Source organism: Haloterrigena sp. KLK7, assembly GCF_037914945.1.
GTDB classification, from domain to species: Archaea; Halobacteriota; Halobacteria; order Halobacteriales; family Natrialbaceae; genus Haloterrigena; species Haloterrigena salinisoli.
The window spans coordinates 1622755-1640870 of the sequence record NZ_CP149787.1; the positions used below are offsets into that span (position 1 = coordinate 1622755).

At 68.0% G+C, this 18116-nt stretch carries 22 protein-coding genes; 10 read left to right on the forward strand and 12 right to left on the reverse strand.

The window, feature by feature from the left end; all coding sequences use genetic code 11:
* Positions 1-75 precede the first annotated feature (75 nt).
* Complete coding sequence (locus tag WD430_RS07975) at positions 76-981, forward strand: ketopantoate reductase family protein (RefSeq protein ID WP_339105489.1); 906 nt, start codon at positions 76-78, stop codon at positions 979-981.
* A 46-nt stretch (positions 982-1027) separates the two neighbouring features.
* Here the strand turns inward: WD430_RS07975 and WD430_RS07980 are convergent, their stop codons facing one another.
* The 3 genes from WD430_RS07980 to WD430_RS07990 form a co-directional block, all read right to left on the reverse strand.
* On the reverse strand, positions 1028-1879 hold the full coding sequence (locus WD430_RS07980; RefSeq protein ID WP_339105490.1) for a succinylglutamate desuccinylase/aspartoacylase family protein: 852 nt from the start codon (positions 1877-1879) through the stop codon (positions 1028-1030).
* A 208-nt stretch (positions 1880-2087) separates the two neighbouring features.
* Positions 2088-2456, reverse strand: a complete 369-nt coding sequence (locus tag WD430_RS07985; RefSeq protein WP_339105491.1) for a NifU family protein — start codon at positions 2454-2456, stop codon at positions 2088-2090.
* Between the two features lie 103 nt (positions 2457-2559).
* Complete coding sequence (locus WD430_RS07990; protein WP_339105492.1) at positions 2560-2877, reverse strand: DUF5783 family protein; 318 nt, start codon at positions 2875-2877, stop codon at positions 2560-2562.
* A gap of 174 nt (positions 2878-3051) precedes the next feature.
* Here WD430_RS07990 and WD430_RS07995 point away from each other — a divergent pair, with 174 nt between their 5' ends.
* Positions 3052-3444 (forward strand): hypothetical protein, encoded by a 393-nt coding sequence (locus tag WD430_RS07995; RefSeq protein ID WP_339105493.1) that lies wholly within the window; start codon positions 3052-3054, stop codon positions 3442-3444.
* Positions 3445-3465: 21 nt separating this feature from the next.
* Here WD430_RS07995 and WD430_RS08000 read toward each other — a convergent pair whose 3' ends face one another.
* Both WD430_RS08000 and WD430_RS08005 read right to left on the reverse strand, forming a co-directional pair.
* Positions 3466-4260 (reverse strand): hypothetical protein, encoded by a 795-nt coding sequence (locus WD430_RS08000; RefSeq protein ID WP_339105494.1) that lies wholly within the window; start codon positions 4258-4260, stop codon positions 3466-3468.
* Positions 4257-5153 carry a hypothetical protein gene (locus WD430_RS08005; RefSeq protein WP_339105495.1) on the reverse strand — a complete coding sequence of 299 codons (897 nt, stop codon included), beginning with the start codon at positions 5151-5153 and terminating at the stop codon, positions 4257-4259. Before WD430_RS08005 ends, WD430_RS08000 begins: the two co-directional genes overlap by 4 nt.
* Positions 5154-6122: 969 nt before the next feature.
* Here WD430_RS08005 and WD430_RS08010 point away from each other — a divergent pair.
* A complete protein-coding gene (locus tag WD430_RS08010) occupies positions 6123-6878 on the forward strand; it encodes a CehA/McbA family metallohydrolase (RefSeq protein ID WP_339105496.1) in 756 nt (251 codons plus the stop codon).
* A gap of 59 nt (positions 6879-6937) precedes the next feature.
* On the opposite strand, the gene WD430_RS08015 is transcribed toward WD430_RS08010, so the two are convergent.
* The 5 genes from WD430_RS08015 to hemC all read right to left on the reverse strand — a co-directional run bounded on the left by WD430_RS08015 (position 6938) and on the right by hemC (position 11718).
* On the reverse strand, positions 6938-8416 hold the full coding sequence (locus WD430_RS08015) for a DHH family phosphoesterase (RefSeq protein WP_339105497.1): 1479 nt from the start codon (positions 8414-8416) through the stop codon (positions 6938-6940).
* An 84-nt stretch (positions 8417-8500) separates the two neighbouring features.
* A complete protein-coding gene (locus WD430_RS08020) occupies positions 8501-8863 on the reverse strand; it encodes a hypothetical protein (protein ID WP_339105498.1) in 363 nt (120 codons plus the stop codon).
* Positions 8864-8981: 118 nt separating this feature from the next.
* Positions 8982-9749 carry a uroporphyrinogen-III synthase gene (locus WD430_RS08025; protein ID WP_339105499.1) on the reverse strand — a complete coding sequence of 256 codons (768 nt, stop codon included), beginning with the start codon at positions 9747-9749 and terminating at the stop codon, positions 8982-8984.
* On the reverse strand, positions 9746-10561 hold the full coding sequence (gene cobA, locus WD430_RS08030; protein ID WP_339105500.1) for a uroporphyrinogen-III C-methyltransferase: 816 nt from the start codon (positions 10559-10561) through the stop codon (positions 9746-9748). Before cobA ends, WD430_RS08025 begins: the two co-directional genes overlap by 4 nt.
* Positions 10562-10575: 14 nt before the next feature.
* Positions 10576-11718 (reverse strand): hydroxymethylbilane synthase, encoded by a 1143-nt coding sequence (gene hemC / locus WD430_RS08035; protein ID WP_339105501.1) that lies wholly within the window; start codon positions 11716-11718, stop codon positions 10576-10578.
* Positions 11719-11887: 169 nt separating this feature from the next.
* Here hemC and WD430_RS08040 point away from each other — a divergent pair, with 169 nt between their 5' ends.
* Positions 11888-12253, forward strand: a complete 366-nt coding sequence (locus WD430_RS08040; protein WP_339105502.1) for a group 1 truncated hemoglobin — start codon at positions 11888-11890, stop codon at positions 12251-12253.
* Between the two features lie 104 nt (positions 12254-12357).
* Positions 12358-13176 carry a prephenate dehydratase gene (pheA, locus tag WD430_RS08045; protein WP_339105503.1) on the forward strand — a complete coding sequence of 273 codons (819 nt, stop codon included), beginning with the start codon at positions 12358-12360 and terminating at the stop codon, positions 13174-13176.
* Positions 13177-13237: 61 nt separating this feature from the next.
* On the opposite strand, the gene WD430_RS08050 is transcribed toward pheA, so the two are convergent.
* A complete protein-coding gene (locus tag WD430_RS08050) occupies positions 13238-14365 on the reverse strand; it encodes a site-2 protease family protein (RefSeq protein WP_339105504.1) in 1128 nt (375 codons plus the stop codon).
* A gap of 130 nt (positions 14366-14495) precedes the next feature.
* On the opposite strand from WD430_RS08050, the gene WD430_RS08055 reads away from it, so the two are divergent.
* Together WD430_RS08055 and WD430_RS08060 are read left to right on the forward strand one after the other, a co-directional pair.
* Complete coding sequence (locus WD430_RS08055) at positions 14496-15155, forward strand: helix-turn-helix domain-containing protein (protein ID WP_339105505.1); 660 nt, start codon at positions 14496-14498, stop codon at positions 15153-15155.
* 88 nt (positions 15156-15243) lie between these two features.
* The gene (locus WD430_RS08060; protein ID WP_339105506.1) at positions 15244-15594 is read left to right on the forward strand and encodes a hypothetical protein; all 351 of its coding nucleotides are present in this window, start codon (positions 15244-15246) and stop codon (positions 15592-15594) included.
* A gap of 6 nt (positions 15595-15600) precedes the next feature.
* On the opposite strand, the gene WD430_RS08065 is transcribed toward WD430_RS08060, so the two are convergent.
* The gene (locus WD430_RS08065) at positions 15601-16026 is read right to left on the reverse strand and encodes a CBS domain-containing protein (RefSeq protein ID WP_339105507.1); all 426 of its coding nucleotides are present in this window, start codon (positions 16024-16026) and stop codon (positions 15601-15603) included.
* Positions 16027-16177: 151 nt separating this feature from the next.
* On the opposite strand from WD430_RS08065, the gene WD430_RS08070 reads away from it, so the two are divergent.
* From WD430_RS08070 to WD430_RS08080, 3 genes are all read left to right on the forward strand, one after another.
* Complete coding sequence (locus WD430_RS08070; RefSeq protein ID WP_339105509.1) at positions 16178-16633, forward strand: peroxiredoxin; 456 nt, start codon at positions 16178-16180, stop codon at positions 16631-16633.
* A gap of 60 nt (positions 16634-16693) precedes the next feature.
* Positions 16694-17113 (forward strand): Hsp20/alpha crystallin family protein, encoded by a 420-nt coding sequence (locus tag WD430_RS08075; protein ID WP_339105510.1) that lies wholly within the window; start codon positions 16694-16696, stop codon positions 17111-17113.
* Between the two features lie 194 nt (positions 17114-17307).
* Entirely contained in the window at positions 17308-18102 is a 795-nt protein-coding gene (locus tag WD430_RS08080) for a hypothetical protein (protein WP_339105511.1), read from the forward strand.
* Positions 18103-18116: the final 14 nt, after the last annotated feature.

The window sequence follows — 18116 nt, forward strand, 5'->3', positions numbered from 1 at the left end:
CGCACGCGGCGGGTCTCGCGACGCGACGACGTCCGGACGAAAACCGTTTTTATCGCTCCGCACGGACCCCTGGCCATGGAGATCGTCGTCTTCGGGGCCGGCAGCCTCGGCAGTCTCGTCGGCGGCGCGCTCGCGCGCGACCCGACACACGACGTGACGCTCGTCGGGCGCGACCCCCACGTCGGCGCCGTTCGCGAGTCGGGCCTCGAACTGTCGGGCCACATCGAGGCGACGGTCACCCCGTCAGCGACGACCGACGGACGGGGGCTCGCTGCCGACCTCGCGATCGTCGCGGTCAAAGCGTTCGACACGGCGTCGGCCGCCGAGACGCTCGCGACGGGCGACTACGAGGCCGTCCTCTCGCTGCAAAACGGGATGGGAAACGAGGAGACGCTCGCCGCCCGCCTCGAGGCGCCGGTGCTCGCGGGTACCGCCTCCTACGGCGCGATCCTGCACGCTCCCGGCCGCGTCGAGTGCACCGGGATCGGCGAGCTCGTCCTCGGCGCGCGCAACGGCGGCCGCTCGGACCGCGCCGACCGGATCGGTTCGGCGTTCGCTGCGGCCGGTCTCGAGACCACTGTCGCCGACGATATGCCCCGCCGTCTCTGGGAGAAACTCGCCGTTAACGCCGGGATCAACCCCGTCACGGCGCTGGCGCGGACCGACAACGCGGCCGTCCTCGAGGCCGAGGGAAGCGACCTCGCTCGCGGGGCCGCCCGCGAGACGGCGCGGGTCGCACGGGCCTGCGACGTCGGGCTCTCGAACCGCGAGGCGCTCGCCGCGCTCGAGGCCGTCGCGAGCGATACGGCCGCGAACACGTCCTCGATGCACCAGGACGTCCGCGCCGAGCGGCGCACCGAGATCGACGCCATCAACGGCTACGTGGTCGATCGAGCATCCGAGCAGGGACTCGAAGTACCGACGAACCGGGTCTTGACGTCGCTGGTACGGACGTGGGAGCGCGAACGCGAGCTCCGGTGACGGCGGTGGCCCTCGCTTCGATTCGCTCCGGATCGTCGCGGGAGCGCTAGTCGGACCCTCGCGAATCCCGTTCCGCACCGATCCACGTCTCTCTGACCTCCGCGAGCGAGTCACCGATCTTCTGTCCCCGGTAGCCGAAGATGTCCTCGGCGCCGTCCGCGGACATCAGTAGCGGCCAAAAGGGCTCGTCGGCGGTCAGCTCCTCCCCGTCGACGGTCGCGTAGGCGGTCCCTTCGGGGACGCGTTCGAAGTTCTCGACGTGCACCTCGTAGGACGATCCGTCGGGTTTCGGTACGGACTCGCCCATGTGGTAGTAGTCGGGATCGGCTTCGGGCGGCTCTCCGGGGAGCGCGTCCACCCGCTCGAGGAACGCGCGGGCCTGCCGTTCCGCGGTCGCGGCCACCTCCTCGGAGTTCTCGGCGGCGAGCTCGATCTCGACGCTGAAGCCACACGTCGTGATCGTGTGCTCGTTGACTCCCCAGTGATCGATGACGTGTGGAACGGGCAGCTCCGAGGCCAGTTCGAACTCGCGTTCCTGAGCGCTGTGTACGAGCGCGAACGGCGTGGGCTCGGCTTCGGTCCCGTGCAACGAGAGCGTCGTCCGCCCCTCGACGAACTCGCAGAGTCGCGCCGCGATCCGTTCCTCCCGGTCGCCGTCCGGATCGCCGGGGAACACGCGGTTGAGGTCCGAGTCGAGGTAGCGTTCGTCGGCCGCGATCGCGGCCGGGTTGGCGAGGACGAACGCGACGCCCCGTCGGAGCTCGAGGTCGGCCTCGCGCAGCCGGCGTACCGCGCGAATGCCGCTCCGCTCGTCGCCGTGGACGCCGGCGACGACCACGACTTCGGGCTCCCCTGGTCCCCGGAGCGTCACGTCGAGCGGGCCGTGGTCAGTCTCCATGCTGCTGTCATGAGTGAGTGGCGAGCGAGTAATGAGCGATCGGCCGGCGTATCACGGCTCTCCGAGAGAACGGAGAGAACGACGTAGACGCGTAAACGCTGTGCGACACGCTCGAGTAACGTTACCCTCCGCCGGACCGGCTGTACGACCGGCTCTCGGCGGCTAAAATAGCGAAAATACGGTTCGAACTACGCGGGACGACCGGTGCTCAGAACGGTGCTTCCGGCCCTTCGTCGGCCTCGCCGTCGTCGTCGACGGTCTCGCCGGGGAACGAGGGGCTCATGCCGCCGCCACCCATGTCGGCTTCGCCGCCGTCCATACCGGTCGAGGCGTTGACTTTCTCGATCTCGGGAATCTCCTTGACCATCCGGCTCTTGATCGCCTGGATCGTCATCGGCGAGATCCCGCAGCCGCTGCACGCGCCACCGAGGGCGATGCTGACTTCGCCGCTCTCGCGATCGATGTCCTGAATCGCTGCGCTGCCGCCGTGCATCTGGATCTGCGGGAAGTTGCGTCGGAGGAAGTTCGCGACGCGGTCTTCGAGGTCGTCCCCGTCGTTCTGGGTTTCGGTGCTCATGAACCACCCTTGGATGTGGGAGCCCCTAAACCTTCCGTCATACCCGTTCGGCTGCCGACACTGGCGACGTCCGAATCGCGGTGCTCGAGTCGTCTGGTCCGGCTCAGGCGAATCCGAAGACCCGCTGCAGTTCGGTCTCGATCTCGTCGACGTGGCGCTCGAGGATCTCCTCGAAGCGGTCCCGTTCGACGAGCACGCCCGTGAGTCGATCGTAGGGGTCCTCGGGGAGTTCGACGCGGAACTCGCCGTCGCCCTCGTAGAAGGGCTCGCTCTCGTTTAACACCTGCTGGTCGATCGCGTGGACCAGTTCGGAGTCGTACTGATCGTTCATCCGATTGAACGCGTTCTTGTACGCCTGCTGGAGTTCCGGGAAGTAGTTGGCGTACTTGTCTTCGAATTTCTCGGGGTCGAAGTCGGCCATACCCGGAGAGAGAGCGAGCGGAGACAAAAGTCGGACGATCGGTCGGCCGCTGTCGGCTCGCAGCTGTCACCCGCCGAGAGAATGACAAGGCACTGACCCGGTAGCGGGTGTGATATACGAACGATGCGTACGCAAGCGGAACCAACACTCCCGTATCTCTCCTCAGAGAGGGACATGCCCCCCGATCAGCCCCCTATCCCACGCGAGGCGTTACCACCGGGATGGGGCCCCATCGACTGCTGTGACGCCCGGTTCGAGTACCGTCACAGCCAGCCGCCGCTCGAACTCATCGCGGACCGAACGGCCGCCGATCGCTCGCATCCGGGGCTCGGCCTCTGCCGGTGCTGGGAGCTTCGATATCGGTACTTTCTCACCGATCAGACGATCACCGAAGTGATCGGTCGCGTCTCGACTCGTCGGGCCGCCGTCAAAGGCACCCTCGCCTGTATGGAACGGATCCACGAGACCGTCTCGACGACCGACGATCCGCTCGAGGTTCGGGACGTCCTCGAGAGCGTCTCGCTCCCGGACCTCGTCCCCGACGGCCTCTCGCGGTCGTCGCCGTAGCCTCCGTCGGTGGACGGGCGATCAGACACGCCGTGTCAGATGCGCCCGAACCGTCCGCTGACAGTCGCCGCAGATTCCGTACAGCCGCGTCGCGGTCGATAGGAGCGGGTACTCGACGGAGAGGTCCGCGTAGATCGCCGCGACGAGTTCCCGGTAGCCGTCGGTCCCGCGAGGGTTCGTCTCCCCGGCGAACTGCGCCTGCCGCTCGTCGATCAGCGCCTCGAGTCGCTCTCGGTGTTCCTCGAGACGATCGTGTTTCTCGTGGAGTTCGTCGAACCCGAACTGGAGCAGCGATTCGTCGGCCGTCGCCCGCAGCCACGCGACGATCTCGTCGATCTCGTCGATCGCCTCCTCGAGCGTCCGTCGCTCGCGCTGGAGCGTCTCCTCGAGCAGCACCGTCTTCCGGCGCTGGGTCTCGACTTCCTCGAGGACGGCCCGCTTGAGCGCCGGCGTCCAGTCGGTTTCGGCGGCCAGCGAGACCGCGATCTCCTCGGAGAGTTCGGTCGCCATCGCCTCGACGAGCGAGTCGTCCTCGGCGGCGATCGTGTGCGGTTCGACGGTATCGGCGAACGCCTCCCTGACGGTCGCACAGCGATTCTCGGACGGCTGCGGAGTGGCGGCCGCCGATCCGACCGCCGTCGCCATCGCCTTCGGCGTCGTCGGTGTCGTCCCGGTCGCCCGCGCGGGTCCGGACGCCGTCGGCACGTCTCGAACGTCGCGCGCGAAGGTCTCGAGCGCCGACGCTCGGTCGGCGACGTCCGCCCGCTCGTCCTCGAGACACGCCACGGCTCGGTGGACGTCCGTCGAGTCCGTCACGGTTCCTCCTCCCTGAGACAGACGAGGCCGCCGGCCGTCTCGATGTCACTGGTCACGACGAGTTCCCAGTCGCCTTCGCCCAGCGCGGTCACGTCGGTCACCCCCAGCGCCGCGGTCGTCTCGGACGTCCGGCGCAGGATGTCGATCCCGATCGGCAGGGTCGGAAACCGTCGGCCGTCGCAGTCGATCGCGTACCCGCGCAGGGAGACGGTCCAGGCGTCGGTTCCCGTTCGCGGCTCGCGCGTGACGTCGTACGAGCGCACCAGCGACAGCGAGTCCAGGTACGCTAGACTCGCCTCGACCGGATCGGCCGTCGACGCGACCGGCGAGAGGTTCTCCGCCGCGGCCCGCAACAGTCGCGTCCGCTCGTCGACGGTCAGGTGTCGCTCGAGTTCCGCCGCCATCGCCTCGAGCAGCACGAGACAGAGCGTGTTCCGATCGGTCGTCGCCTCGGCCGCGGCCAGATAGGTCTCCATGATCGCCGTCTCGGCCGCCTCGTGAGCGCTTCCCGAGAGGACCTCGAACACGGCGCCGGAGACGTCGTGGCAGAAGCTGATCAGCGGATCGTCGGTCTCGTCGTCGTCGACGGCCCGCTGGGGGGCGGGAGCGGTGTCCTCGTCGGTTCTATCGGGGCCGTCGCCGACGTGTAGCGGCTGGTTCTGACGGACGATCGGATCGTAGTAGGGCAACTGCGGATCGTACCGTCTGAGCGCGGCCCGGTACTGTTCGGTCGCTCGAGCCGCGTCGGCCGCGGCCGTACGGGTCGCGAACCGCTGGCCGGCGACGGGGACGGGCCGCTCGCCGGAGCGGGCACAGACGACGTAGTAGTCGCCGTCGTCGTCGGCCAGCCGTTCGATCTCGTGGCGAATCTCTCTGAGTGTCGTTCCGACCATGGGTCCAGTCACTCCGTGGGAGCAGTTTGGCGGTCACGCGGCGCCATGTCCCCGATGCGGGGACGGATCGTCTCCTGGCACCGATTCGCGGTAGCGGGGACCGCCGCTCGTTCTTTAGGCCTACCTAAACTAACATAAGTCCATCGAATTTTAGGGTTGCCTAATTCTCGGAGGTCGAACCGACTGCGGGGAGATTTCGTATACCGAAATAGGATTTACTCTCTCTGCCTCCCGGTAACGGATCGTTGCTCCGGACTGCCGGCTCGAGCGCTCTCGACGCTGCTTCCTCCCGATTCGGCACGGGACGCGGGAGGAGCCGTTTTCCCGATCGATGCGAACGAAGGGATCGGCCGACGAATCACCGCGAACTGCTCGAGCGTAGCCGCCCCGTCACCGGTGTCCCCTCGTCATCCACGTCGACAATCCCGACTTCGAGGCGATTCCGGCGACGATGCGGTCACGTCGGCGCTCGCGGCGCGGATGAAGGTGTCGACTACTTAATATATCTGGCCAATGCTCTCATTGGGTCGTCGGACGAGCGTCAATCGGTTGCTCCGGGTCAGTGGCGCGTGGGCTCTCGGTCCTGGAACGACGTTCGTCGAACCGACGAGTTTCCGGCCGAACGCGCTCCTCACGCAGCCCCCATCGATGCCCTCGACGTCATCCGCGCGGCCGACGACCTCGAGATCGGCACCGCCGTCTACGGCCAGCTCGGCGTCGGCTACCGATCGACGCCGGGTTCCCCTCCGCTACTCGATTCTCTGGCTCGGACGTTTCGACGCGTGTTTCGTCGCGGATTCACATCGCTCTCGAGTCGTCGATCGGCTCGTCACGGCCCGTTTCCCGCTGCCATAAATTCGATATTGCTATATTGAATTCCTATGCCGCTCGACGGCCGATCGGCAACACAGCGTTTATGCGGACCAGCACAGTACTGGGCGTAGCGTTCCCCGCTGCCCTGATCCCGCTATGACGACTCAGATTCCGTTCGCGATCGACTTTCACGTCCACTCGGACGATTCCTACGACGGGCACGAACCGATCGAACTCATCCTCGAGCAGGCGGCCGACATCGGACTCGACGGGGTCGTTATCACTGACCACGACGAGATCAGCGAGTCGCTTCGCGCGGCCGAACTCGCGCCGGAGTACGGCCTGATCGGCATCCCCGGCGTCGAGGTCTCGACGCGCCACGGCCACCTGCTGGCCATCGGAGTCGAGGAACGGCCCGACCCCGGTCAGCCGTTCACGGAGACCGTCGAGGACGTCCGCGCCCTCGGCGGCGTCGCGATCGTCCCCCATCCGTTCCAGCGCAGCCGCCACGGCGTCCGCAAACGTCGCATCGAGGACGCCGACGCGATCGAGACCTACAACTCGATGGTCTTTACCGGCTACCGCAACCGCCGGGCGCGGGCCTTCGCCCGTCGCTGCGGCTATCCCCAGATCGGCGCCAGCGACGCCCATTACCTCCCTAACGTCGGCAAAGCCTACACCGAGATCCTCGTGTCCCCCGACGCCGATTCCCCGACCAGGGCCGACATCGACGGCGACGAACTCGTCGCGGCCATCCTCGAGGGCCGGACCCAGATCCGCGGCAAGCGGACGCCGATTCACGAGAGCTCGGTTCAGTACGCCAAGGGCGCGGTGCGGAAGGTGTCGTACATGCTGACCTCGCGCGCGCCGCTGGTGCCGACGGTCCCGGCCTCGATGGACCGGTCGACCTGAGTTCGAACGCTACCGACTCGAGGTCGGATCCCGCGGACTCGAGTCGCCGTATCCGCTCGTCAGGAGAGTTGATCGCCGACGATTTCGTCGGCTCGCTCGATGAACGCGTCCTCCTCGCCGCGGGGTACCGTCGCTCCGGCCGCGACGTCGTGCCCGCCGCCGTCGCCGCCGACGGCCCGCGAGGCGTCGCCCATGACGGTCGAGAGGTCCAGCCCCTGCCGGACGAGGTTGTGGGTCCCGCGGGACGAGACCTTCACTTCCTCCTCGTTTTTGTCTGCAAAGGCGACGATCGGCTTCGAGCGGCTGATCCCCTCGTTGCCCATCGCCATGCCGGCGACGATGCCGACGATGGTCTCGCGGATCTCGTCGCCCGCGTGGAACCACTGGAGATGGTCCTCGTGGGTGACGCCCTCGCGCGTGACGAGGTCGATCCCCTCCGAGAGGTTGCGCCGGTGGTTGCGCAGCAGTTTCCGGGCGCGCTCGAGCGCTCCGTCGCGGTCCCCGAGACAGACTCCGAGACCGACGTCGGCGCGCTCGTAGCGGGCGGTCGCGTTCAGCAGCGTCGAGAACTCGCTGGCGTCCCGGAGCTCCGTGCCGACCGGCTCTTCGGGGAGGACGTACGCCGTACTCACGAGCTGGTCGATCTTCGTCGCGGGGACGCCCGTCGAGACGGCCCGCTTGACGAGCGCGCTGGCGACGGTCTGCTTCTCGTCGTTGGTCAGCCCCGACCAGCGGCGCCACTCGCCGTCGCGTTTCAACTCGAGGTCGAGGCCGTCGAGGAACCGAAGCGCACCGTTCTCGTCGTTCGAGATCCCGGGGATGTGGACGTCGGTGGCGTACTCGAGCAGCTTCGGCAGGGGCCGGGTCTGTTTCCCGTAGAGCGCCAGGTCCTTGCCGGTCTCGAGGACGCCCGCCTCGACGCCCTCCGCGACGATCTTCTCGTTGGCGCCGTGGAGTTCGCCGCCGGAGGCCTGCATGTCGCCGACGGCCCCGACGACCGCGAGGGCGGCCAGATCGCGGTTGTCGGCGCGGACGTCGGTCGCGCCCGAGGCGGTGACCATCCCCCCATCGGAACGCAGTTCCGCCGACCGATCCGCGGTGTCCGCGAGCGCCCGCGCGAGGACGTAGCTCGCGCCGGCGCCGGACAGTTCGGAGGCGCCGTCGATCCCGAACAGCAGGGGATTCAGGTGGAACTCGGTATCGCGGTCGGCGGGCTGGTGGTGGTCGGCGATGACGGGCGTAAAGGCGCCCGCGTCCTCGTGCTCGCCGATGATATCGAGCTGGCCGCTCCCGAAGTCGGTGAAGAGAACGGTGTCGTAGTCGGTCTCCGCGATCGAGGCGATCGCCGCCTCGTCGAGTTGCTTCTCGAAGACCGTCTCGAAGGGGATCGCCGCTCGCTCGAGGGCCCGCGCGGCGATCGCGGCGCTGGTCAGTCCGTCGGCGTCGATGTGCGAGGCCAACAGGACGCGATCGGCATCGAGGAGGCGGTCGGCGCAGGCGGCCGCGCGATCGGCGAGGTCGGGAACCGGACCGGTCATCGGTGCATCGATCGAAGATGAGGCGGCATCCGGCATAAACGTCCGGTCATCGGTCATCGGTGGCGGCCGGCGTCAGCGCCGGCGTCACCACAGCCCGAGGAGCTCCGGCAGCGGTTCGCGAAACGCGAGGAGGAGCACGTTGTTCGCTGCGAACAGGACGTACAGGCCGACCACGATCGCGACGAACCGAACGTCCATCGGATCCGAGAGGAAGTGACCGATCAGCATCACGATCGCGGCGTAACAGGCGGCAGCGAGCACGACGCCGGGCAGTCCGACCAGCTGGTAGAAGAAGACGGTAACGGGGTTGAGCTCGCTCGCGTAGGGGACGAGAAAGAACAGGGTCGCAGCAGTCGCGTCGATCCCCCAGAGGACGAAAAACGCGAGGCGCACGCCGACCGAATCCGGCGGGTCGAGTCGCTTTCCGAGGGACGTTTGTACTGACACAGTAGGAGAACAATCGGGCCAAGTGCGAGTAGGGGTTACCCTTGCTAACGCGGGTTGCGACGCCCCTGCACGGGTTTTCTCGCGCTCGAAATGTCCGGACGGAATCGGGTCGCGGGGGCTACTCCCGACCGCGGCGAACGGCCGCGACCGTCTCCCGCGCGAGCGCGTCGAACGTGGCCTCGTCGGGCACGATGTCGACGTCGATCCCCCGCTCGGCGGCGGTCTCGGCCGTCGGCTCGCCGATGACGCCGACGGTGGCGTCGGCGAGCCCCTCGAGCGCCGCGTCTCGGACCCCGCGTTCGGCGGCGGCCTCGAGGAAGTGATCGACGGTCAGCGACGAGGTGAAGCAGGCGGCGTCGAGTTCGCCGTCGGCGGCCAGCGCGGCCGACTCGCCGCTCCCCTCGGGACGGACCAGCCGATAGAGCGTCGTCTCGTGGACGTACGCGCCCGCGTCCTCGAGGCCGTCCAGCAGGACCGCGCTGCCGTGGTCGCTGCGGGCGACCTCGACGCGGGCGCCCGCGACGCGGTCCGCTAACGCGGCGACGAGGCCGCTCGAGGTGAACTCCTCGGGGACGAGATCGACCGCGTACCCCTCCTCGCGGAGCGCGTCGGCCGTCGCGGGGCCGATCGAACAGACGGTCTGGTCGCCGGGCTCCCAGCCCGCCTCGGAGACGAGTTCCGCGCCGGTCTTGCTCGTGAAGACGACGTAGTCGGCGTCGGTCCGCGGGGTCGCGCCGGTCGCCTCGACGGCGAGCATCGGGTCCGGGACCGGGTCGGCGCCGAGGTCGGTGAGCAGCGTCGCGGCCGTCTCGAGTCGCTCGTCGTCGGGGCGGAAGACGGCGACGGTGGGCGTGTCGGTCGCGTCGGGCGTCTCTGGTTCGCTCATCGGTCGCCTCCGTTCGCCTCGTCGGCGTCGACCGCGCCGTAGTCGTTCTGTAGGAAGTCGACGACCGACGCGCGGGTACCGGCGACGTCGCCGATCACCGTTACGGCCGGCGGCTCGATCCCGACCTCGTCGCGGGCGTCGACGATGGTTTCGAGGGTACCCGTCGCGACCTGCTGGTCGGGCCAGGTGCCGCGTTCGACCAGCGCGACGGGCGTCTCAGGGTCCATCCCGGCCCTGAGCAGCGCCTTCGTGTAGTCCGGCAGGCGGCCGACGCCCATCAGGACGACGATGGTGCCGCCGGTCGCCGCGAGGGCCTCCCAGTCGACCGCCGACTCCTCCTTCGTGGGGTCCTCGTGGCCCGTGACGAAGGAGACCGAGGAGGCGTGATCGCGGTGCGTGACCGGGATGCCGGCGACCGCGGGCGCGGCGATGGCCGACGTGACCGCGGGGACGACCTCGAACGGCACGTCGTGGGCCGCGAGGTACTCGGCCTCCTCGCCGCCGCGGCCGAAGACGAACGAGTCGCCGCCCTTCAGGCGGACGACGGCCTTGCCCTCGCGGGCGAGTTCGACCAGTCGCTCGTTGATCTCCGACTGGGGCGTGCGCTCGCCGCCGGCGCGCTTCCCGACGTCCTCGCGGCGGTCCTCGGGCAGGAGATCGATGATCTCTGGACCCGGCAGTTTGTCGTGGAGGACGACGTCGCTCTCCTCGAGCAGTCGTTTGGCCTTGACGGTCAACAGATCGGGATCGCCGGGGCCGCTACCGACGAGGTAGACGGTACCCGGTTCGGCGTCGATAGTTGTGCCTGACATTCGGTATCGGCTAGCTATTTCCCCTCGGGCTTATCTTCCTCGGCGACGCTCTCGCCCTCGTCGCTCTCGGCGTCCTCGCGGGCGGCCTCGATCAGGTCGGCCGCGCCGCGGTCCGCGAGATCGCGGGCGAACTCGCGGGCGGCCTCGGCGTGGGTCTCGACCGGCAGGTCGCGGCTCCCCTCCACCGACTCCTCGCCGTCGCGGTCGAAGACGCTGACGGTCGCGTGGACGTACTCGCCTTGGACGACCGCGTAGATGCCGACCGGCGCGATACAGCCGCCGCCGAGTTCGGCGAGGATCGTTCGCTCGACGGTCGTCTCGACGCGGCTCCGGGGGAAGTCGATCGCCGACTGGATGTCGCGGGCCGTCTCGCCGTCGCGCGCGGTCACCGCGAGGGCCCCCTGGCCCGGCGCGGGAACGAACGTCCCCGTCGGGAGTTCCTGATAGTCGACGTAGTGGGCGAGACCGCTGCGCTCCAGCCCCGACTGCGCGAGGACGATCGCGTCGTACTCGGTCTCGACCTCCCGTCCCAGCGCCTGTCGCTCGAGTTCCGACAGGTCGTCGAACCACTCGTCGACGGTGCGATCGTACTCGGGTTCGAAGTCCTCGTCCCCGGTGTTGCCCTTGCGTTCTTTGTCGGCCTCCGAGCGCTCCTGGTGTTCCCGCTGGAGCGCGGGCGCCAGCAACTTCTCGAGGCGCGTGTCCACGTTCCCGCGCAGCGGTTCGACCTCGAGGTCGTCGCGCTCCGAGAGGAGCTGCGCGCGACGGCGCAGACTCGAGGTGCCGACGGTCGCGCCCGCGGGGAGTTCCTCGAGCGTCGACCCGTCGGGCGTGATGAGGACGTCCCCCGGCGGCCCGCGTTCGGGTACCGCCGCCGTGACGAGGTCCTGGGGCTGTTCGGTCGGCATGTCCTTCATCGAGTGGACGGCGCCGTCGAGATCGCCCTCGAGGACGCGCTCGTCGAGTTCGCGGACGAACGCGCCCGTCTTCCCCAACCGATGGATGAGTTCGTCTCTGATCTGGTCGCCCGTCGTCTCGACGGTGACCAGTTCCACCTCGTATCGCCGGTCCTCCAGGGCCTCCTTCACCAGCGAGGCCTGTCGCCGGGCGAGTGTGGAACCCCGTGTCGCCAGTCGCAGCGTCCCGCGCGTTCTCATAGGAAGCAGTCGGCGCCTGGGGTATGAAAAGCGCACGCTTGTCGGACGACCGTCGGCGGACGGCGTCCGTGCGATGCCACCATTGTCATTTGTGACCACTAACCATGAATTTTCGCGCGAACATATTCGAGAGACGATTTAATGAGCCGCCATTAGTAGGGCCGACTGGATGAGCGAAACTCTGTACGAACGACTCGGCGGACAGGACGCGATCGGTGCAGTCGTCGATCAGTTCTACGAGCGCGTGATCGAGGACGAGCGAGTCGCCCACTACTTCGAGGACGTCGACATGCAGAAACAGCGGGCCCACCAGACCCAGTTCATCAGCGCGGTCGCGGGCGGTCCCGTCGACTACTCGGGCGAGGACATGGAGGCCGCACACGACGACCTCGGGATCACGAAACCCGACTTCGACGTCATCGTCGAGCACCTCGACGCGACGCTCGAGGAGTTCGACGTCGACGCCGAGGACCGCGAGGCGGTGCTGAACGCGATCGCCGAGTACGAGGACGACATCGTCACGGTCCCGGCCTGATCGGGCTCCGACGGGACGGTCGCCGACCGATCCCCGGCGAACCGACCGACAGCGTTCGAGACGGACCCGAGGCCTTTTGATCCCGTCCGCGCTATCACCAGCCGATGGTCGCAGTTACGCTGGGTCCCGAAGGAACCTACTCGCACCGGGCGGCGACGGCGGTCGCGGACGGCGACGAGATCGACTTCCGACAGTCGGTGACGGCCATCGTCGACGCCGTCGCCGGCGGCGAGTACGATCGCGGCGTCATTCCGATCGAGAACAGCATCGAGGGCTCCGTCACGGAGAGCCTCGACGCGCTCGCGGAGTACGACGTCGCCGTCGTCCGCGAGATCGTCACCCCGATCCGCCACGCCCTCCTCGCCCAGGGACCGGAGTTCGACACGATCGCCAGTCACTCTCAGGCGCTGGCCCAGTGTCGCACCTACCTCGAGCGCGAGTACCCCGACGCTACCCTCGAGGCGGTCGCCAGCACCGCCCAGGGCGTCGAGTTCGCCCGCGAGGACCCCTCCGTCGCGGGCATCGGGCATCCGGCCAACGCCGACGACGAGCCCACGCTCGAGGTGCTCGCCGAGGACATCCAGGACCAGGACTCGAACGCGACCCGTTTCTTCGCGCTGGCGCCCGCCGAGGAGCGCTCGAAGGGCGGCGGCAAGAGCTCGCTCGTCGTCTACCCCAACGCGAACTATCCCGGTCTGCTGCTCGAACTCCTCGAGCCCTTCGCCGACCGCGACATCAACCTCACGCGGGTCGAGTCGCGCCCCAGCGGGCAGCGGCTCGGCGACTACGTCTTCCACGTCGACTTCGAGGCCGGCCTCTACGAGGCCCGGACGAAGGAGGCGATCGAGGAGTTAGAGGAACTGGCCGAGAACGGCTGGGTCCGCCGGCTGGGCTCGTACGACACCGAACACGTCGTCGAGTGATCGATCGCCGTCGAGAGTTCGTTTCGATACCGACGTTCGCTACCGGACGGCGCTCGATCCGTTAGAACGCCGTCGCGTCGCGCCGGAGCTCGAGCGCCGCGGCGAAGTCGGCCCGCGAGACCAGGCCGACGGGCTCGCCGTCGCGCACGACGAACCCGACGTCGGCCCGGCTCCGTTGCAACGTCTGGAGCGCATCGAACGCGCTCGTCTCGGCGTCGATGCGCGGGAGATCGGTCGTCGCGACGTCGCCGACGGCGGTCGTTTCGTACTCCGCCGGACCGATGTCGCGCAGCGCGGTCGCGGTGATCGCGCCGACGATCGCACCGGTCTCGTCGACGACGGGGAGATCAGTTCGCCGAGCGGCGAGCAAGCGAGCGAACACGGTTTCGACGGTCGCGCCGACCGGAACCGGCTCCCGCGACGCGAGGAGGTCCGTCACGGTCAGCCCCGAGAGGAGGTCGTCGAGAACGACCGCGCGGGACTCGCCGGTCGCACTGACGTAGATGAAGAGCGCGACCAGCACGAGGATCGGGCTGAACGTCACGACGACGCCGAGAAAGATGAACAGGATCGCGAACAGCGTTCCGGCGCGGGCGGCCGTCCGAGTGGCGCTGACGTACGAGCGGTTGCGCGCGAGCACGGCCCGAAACACCCGTCCGCCGTCCATCGGGAACGCGGGGAGCATGTTGAACGCCACCAGCGAGACGTTCATGACGCCGAGCAGCCCGATCGCGAAGACGACGACCGTCGCCGACTCGGGAACGACGAAGAGCGCGCCGATGCACGCGGCTCCGACGAGGAGGCTCGCCGCGGGTCCGGCGACGGCGATCCAGAACTCGCGGTTCCACTCCCTGGGCATCTCGGAGAGGTTCGCCAGTCCCCCCAGAATCCAGAGCGTGATCGACTCGACCTCGATATCGTAGCGCATGGCGGCCCACGCGTGGCCCAGTTCGTGGACGGCGACGCTCGCGAACAGGCCGACGGCCGCGAGGCCCCCGATGAGCCAGCGGTCGGCGTCGGTGAGGCTCGCCGCGTCGACCGTCGCCGGCGTCGCGGCGTTGATGACGGTCTCGTACGCGGCGAGCTGTTCGCCGCTTCCGATGAGCCACACGAGAATCGGAACGAAGACGAACAGCGAGACGTTCACGCGGATCGGGATCCCCCAGACGCGGACGACTGTGTAGTTCACGGCGTGTCTACTCGAGAGAACGCTGTTAGGTGTTGGGAATACGGTCACCGGCTGCGTCAGCCGGTTCGCGCTCTCGACTCGAGTCGACCGCCCCTCGCGGCTTTTTCTCGCTGGAAACCGTGCGTTCGGTATGCTACGCGCGTCCATTTCCATCCCGCCGGAAGCGCTGGCCCTCGACCACGCCGCGAGCGCCGTTTCCGGGCTCGAGGTCGAGGCCGAACGGATCGCCGCGCACAGCACCGAGTGGGTGATGCCCTGTCTCTGGGTCGCCGATGCGGAGTCCGACGGCGTCGAGGCGGCGATCCGGTCGGATCCGTCGATCGACGAGATCGTCGAGAGCGTGCGATTCGACGAGGCGGCGTTCTATCACGTCGAGTGGACCGACGACGTGAAGCGGCGGATCGATTCGTACCTCGACAAGGAGGGATCGCTGCTCGAGGCGCGGCTCGCGGCGGAGGAGTGGCGAGTCGACCTCCGCTTCGCCGACCGCGAGCAGTTCGACGCGTTCCGCGACCAGCTCGCGGACCGCGGGCACTCCTTTCGCCTGTTGAGCCTGACCGAAATGACGTGCCCGGACCGCGGCGTGCGGGTCCTCACCTCGGCGCAGCGGGACGCGCTCGTGACCGCCGCGGAGCGCGGCTACTACCGCGTTCCGCGGGAGACGACGACCGACGAACTCGCGGACGACCTCGGCATCTCCCATCAGGCGATCTCCGAACTCCTCCGGCGCGCCACTGAGAACCTCGTCTTTTCGACGTTGACCGCGGAGCGGGACTCCGGGCCGTCGTAACTCGCCGTCTGGTCCGGTACGCGATCCGCATAAAACGTTGCGCGGCGCAAGTTCGGCGCTCTTCCGGTCGTATCGCCTAGTCGAGCTAATGGTGGATGAGAATATCTCGCAAGACGTCGCGTTCCGACTGTTGAGTCACGCCTATCGTCGCGCGCTGCTCGAGTGTCTCGATCGACGCGACGATCCCGTCTCGCTGGCCGACGCGGCGAAAGAGGTGGCACGAGCGTGCAAAGGGAAACCGGCGCCCGACGTCTCGGACGGGGAAATCGAGCGGATCCGTCTCTCGTTGCACCACTCGCACGTCCCGCGGTTAGCCGCTCGGGACGCGGTCGCGTACGACCGGGACCGAACGCTGATCACGCTCACCGAACGAGGCGAACGGGTCATCGCCGTTCACGATCGAGTGGGCGCCGCCGAGCCGCTCGAGGCGACGGAGTAGGGGTGACTACGGGCTGTACTCCGGCGACTGGGACTCGATCGTGTCGGCGACGTTGTTCAGTTGCTCGCCGATGGTCGCGACGAGGTCGTCGAGCGTGACGATTCCCGCGAGCGCGCCGTTCTCGTCGACGACCGGGAAGCGGCGCGCGCTCTCTTCCTTGATCGCTCGCGAGACCTCGATCGCGTCCGCGTCCTCGCGGAGCGTCGTCAGCCCCGCCGTCATCACGTCCTCGGCCGGTGTCGCGGCGACGTCGTCGCTTTGGGCGACCTCGAGGGCAATGTCGCGGTCGGTGACGATCCCGACCGGCTCCTCGCCCTCGGTGACGACCGCGGCGCCGACGTTGTTCGACGCGAGCCGCTGTGCGACCGTTTCGAGTTCGGTGTCCGGATCTGCCGTTACGACGTCGTTCGGACCGAGTTCGCCGACTGACATAGCACGAAGGGAGACAGCCGGCTGACTCTTCAGCGCGAGGCTTTCACCTGAACGCGACGCGACTGGCCGCGACCGTCGACCGTCGCGGTTCGCGCGACGCCGCGCCTCGGCACTGCAAACGGTTTTCCGCGTCCCTCCAGTACCCCCGTCCATGACGCTCGACGAAGGCGACGACGCGCCGACCGTGACCGCACCGAATCAGGACGGCGACGAGGTCTCCCTCGAGTTCGACGAGCCGACGGTCCTCTACTTCTACCCGAAGGACGACACCCCCGGCTGCACGGTCGAGGCCAATCAGTTCCAGCGCGAACGCGAGAGCTACGAGGACGCCGGCGTGGACGTCTACGGCGTCTCTACCGACGACGTCGACTCCCACGAAGCGTTCTGCGAGTCGGCGGGGCTCGAGTTCGACCTGCTGGCCGATCCGGACGGCGAGATCGCCGACGCCTTCGACGTCGAACTCCGGGGCGGGACCGCCGCGCGGACGACCTTCGTCATCGCCGACGGCGAGGTGAAAGCGGTCTACGAGAACGTCGATCCGGACGGACACGCGCGCGAGGTGTTGTTCGACGCGCTCGACGACGGACTGGTGACGCTTTCCGAGTAGCGATCTTTTGACCTCGAGTCGCGGGCAGAATTTATCTCGCTCGAGCCCCTACCTGTGCGTATGCGACGAAATCCGTTCGACGATATCGAGGAGTTGCTCGACCGCGTCAGCCGACAGGTCGAGGAAGGGATGGGCAGCGGCGGCCTTCAGGTCCCGGGCTCGGTCCCGGTCGACGTCGTCGACACCGGCGAGGAGTACCTCGTCACGGCCGACCTCCCCGGCTACGAGACCGACGACATCGACCTGACCCTCTCGGAGGGCACCCTGCGCCTCGAGGCCAGCCGCGAGGACGAGTCGGAGTACGCCGAGGGACGGTACCTCCGTCGCGAACGGACGCACACGTCGGCCAACCGTCGGATCCGCCTCCCCGAACCGGTCGAGGAGGAGAACGTCTCGGCCGGCTTCGAGGACGGCGTGTTGACCGTCCGACTCCCGCAGGTCTCGGGAACCGACGACTCGAAGCGGATCGACATCGAGTAGCGCCGCGACGACGCTCGAGTCCCGCCGTACTGTGGCCGCTCGCTGACAGCCGGCGAATCGGTCGCCCGAGACTCGCCGACCGAGCCGTGATCCGGCGAGCGCGACGAGCGATAGCGACTATCGCCGACCGATCGCGTCGGACCGCATCGTGAATTTTCAAACGATTATTGTCTCTCTGCTATAACTTCTCAGTTATGGTCAGGCTGTTCGTCCTCGCCGTCGCAGCAGGGTTCATGCTGTTCGGTTGGATGGCTCTCTCCAGCGCTCGTGAGCGGCGCGATCGGCAGACGACGATCGACGAACTCGAATCGACGGACGAGGGTCGTCTCGAGCCGGGCGGCGAAGCGACGATCAGCGGCCCGGTCTCCGTGGTCGAACCGGCGTCGCCGGAGCGAACCGGTCCCGAGTCGAACGGGACCGACTCGGCCGCCCTCTGGGCGTGGCGGCTCCGCCGGAAGGAGGGTACTGAGAACAAGAGATGGCAAACCGTCGACGGCGAACTCGCGGTCGGCGAGTTCACCGTCGATCACGGCTGGGACCGCGTTCGCGTCGACGCATCGACGCTTTCGGCCCGGGTGGACGACCCGTTCGATGCGTCGCAGTTGTTCCTCGACGAGCCGGAAACGGACGTCTATCTCGGTGAACTCGATCCGATCAACAAGTTCCTCGAGCGCCACGGGTTCGCGGACGAAGGGGGTATCGTGAGCGATGTGGAGGTCTCGATCAGCGCCGGTGGGAAGACCGCCATGCCCGACAAGTATCAGGCCACAGTCGTCCGTGACGGCGACGAACTGATCGTCCACGGCGATCTGACCGAGACGGCAGACGGGTACGTTCTCCGAGGATCGGACGAGACGCCGCTGTCGGTCGCGGCCGGTGATCTCCAGAACCAGGAGGACCGGTTGCGCTCGGAGGTCCGCATGCGAAAAGTGGTCAGCGGTGTGTTCTTCGGTCTCGGTGTGTTCGCCGCGATACTCGCCGTTCTCTAGGGGCGGTGTCGATG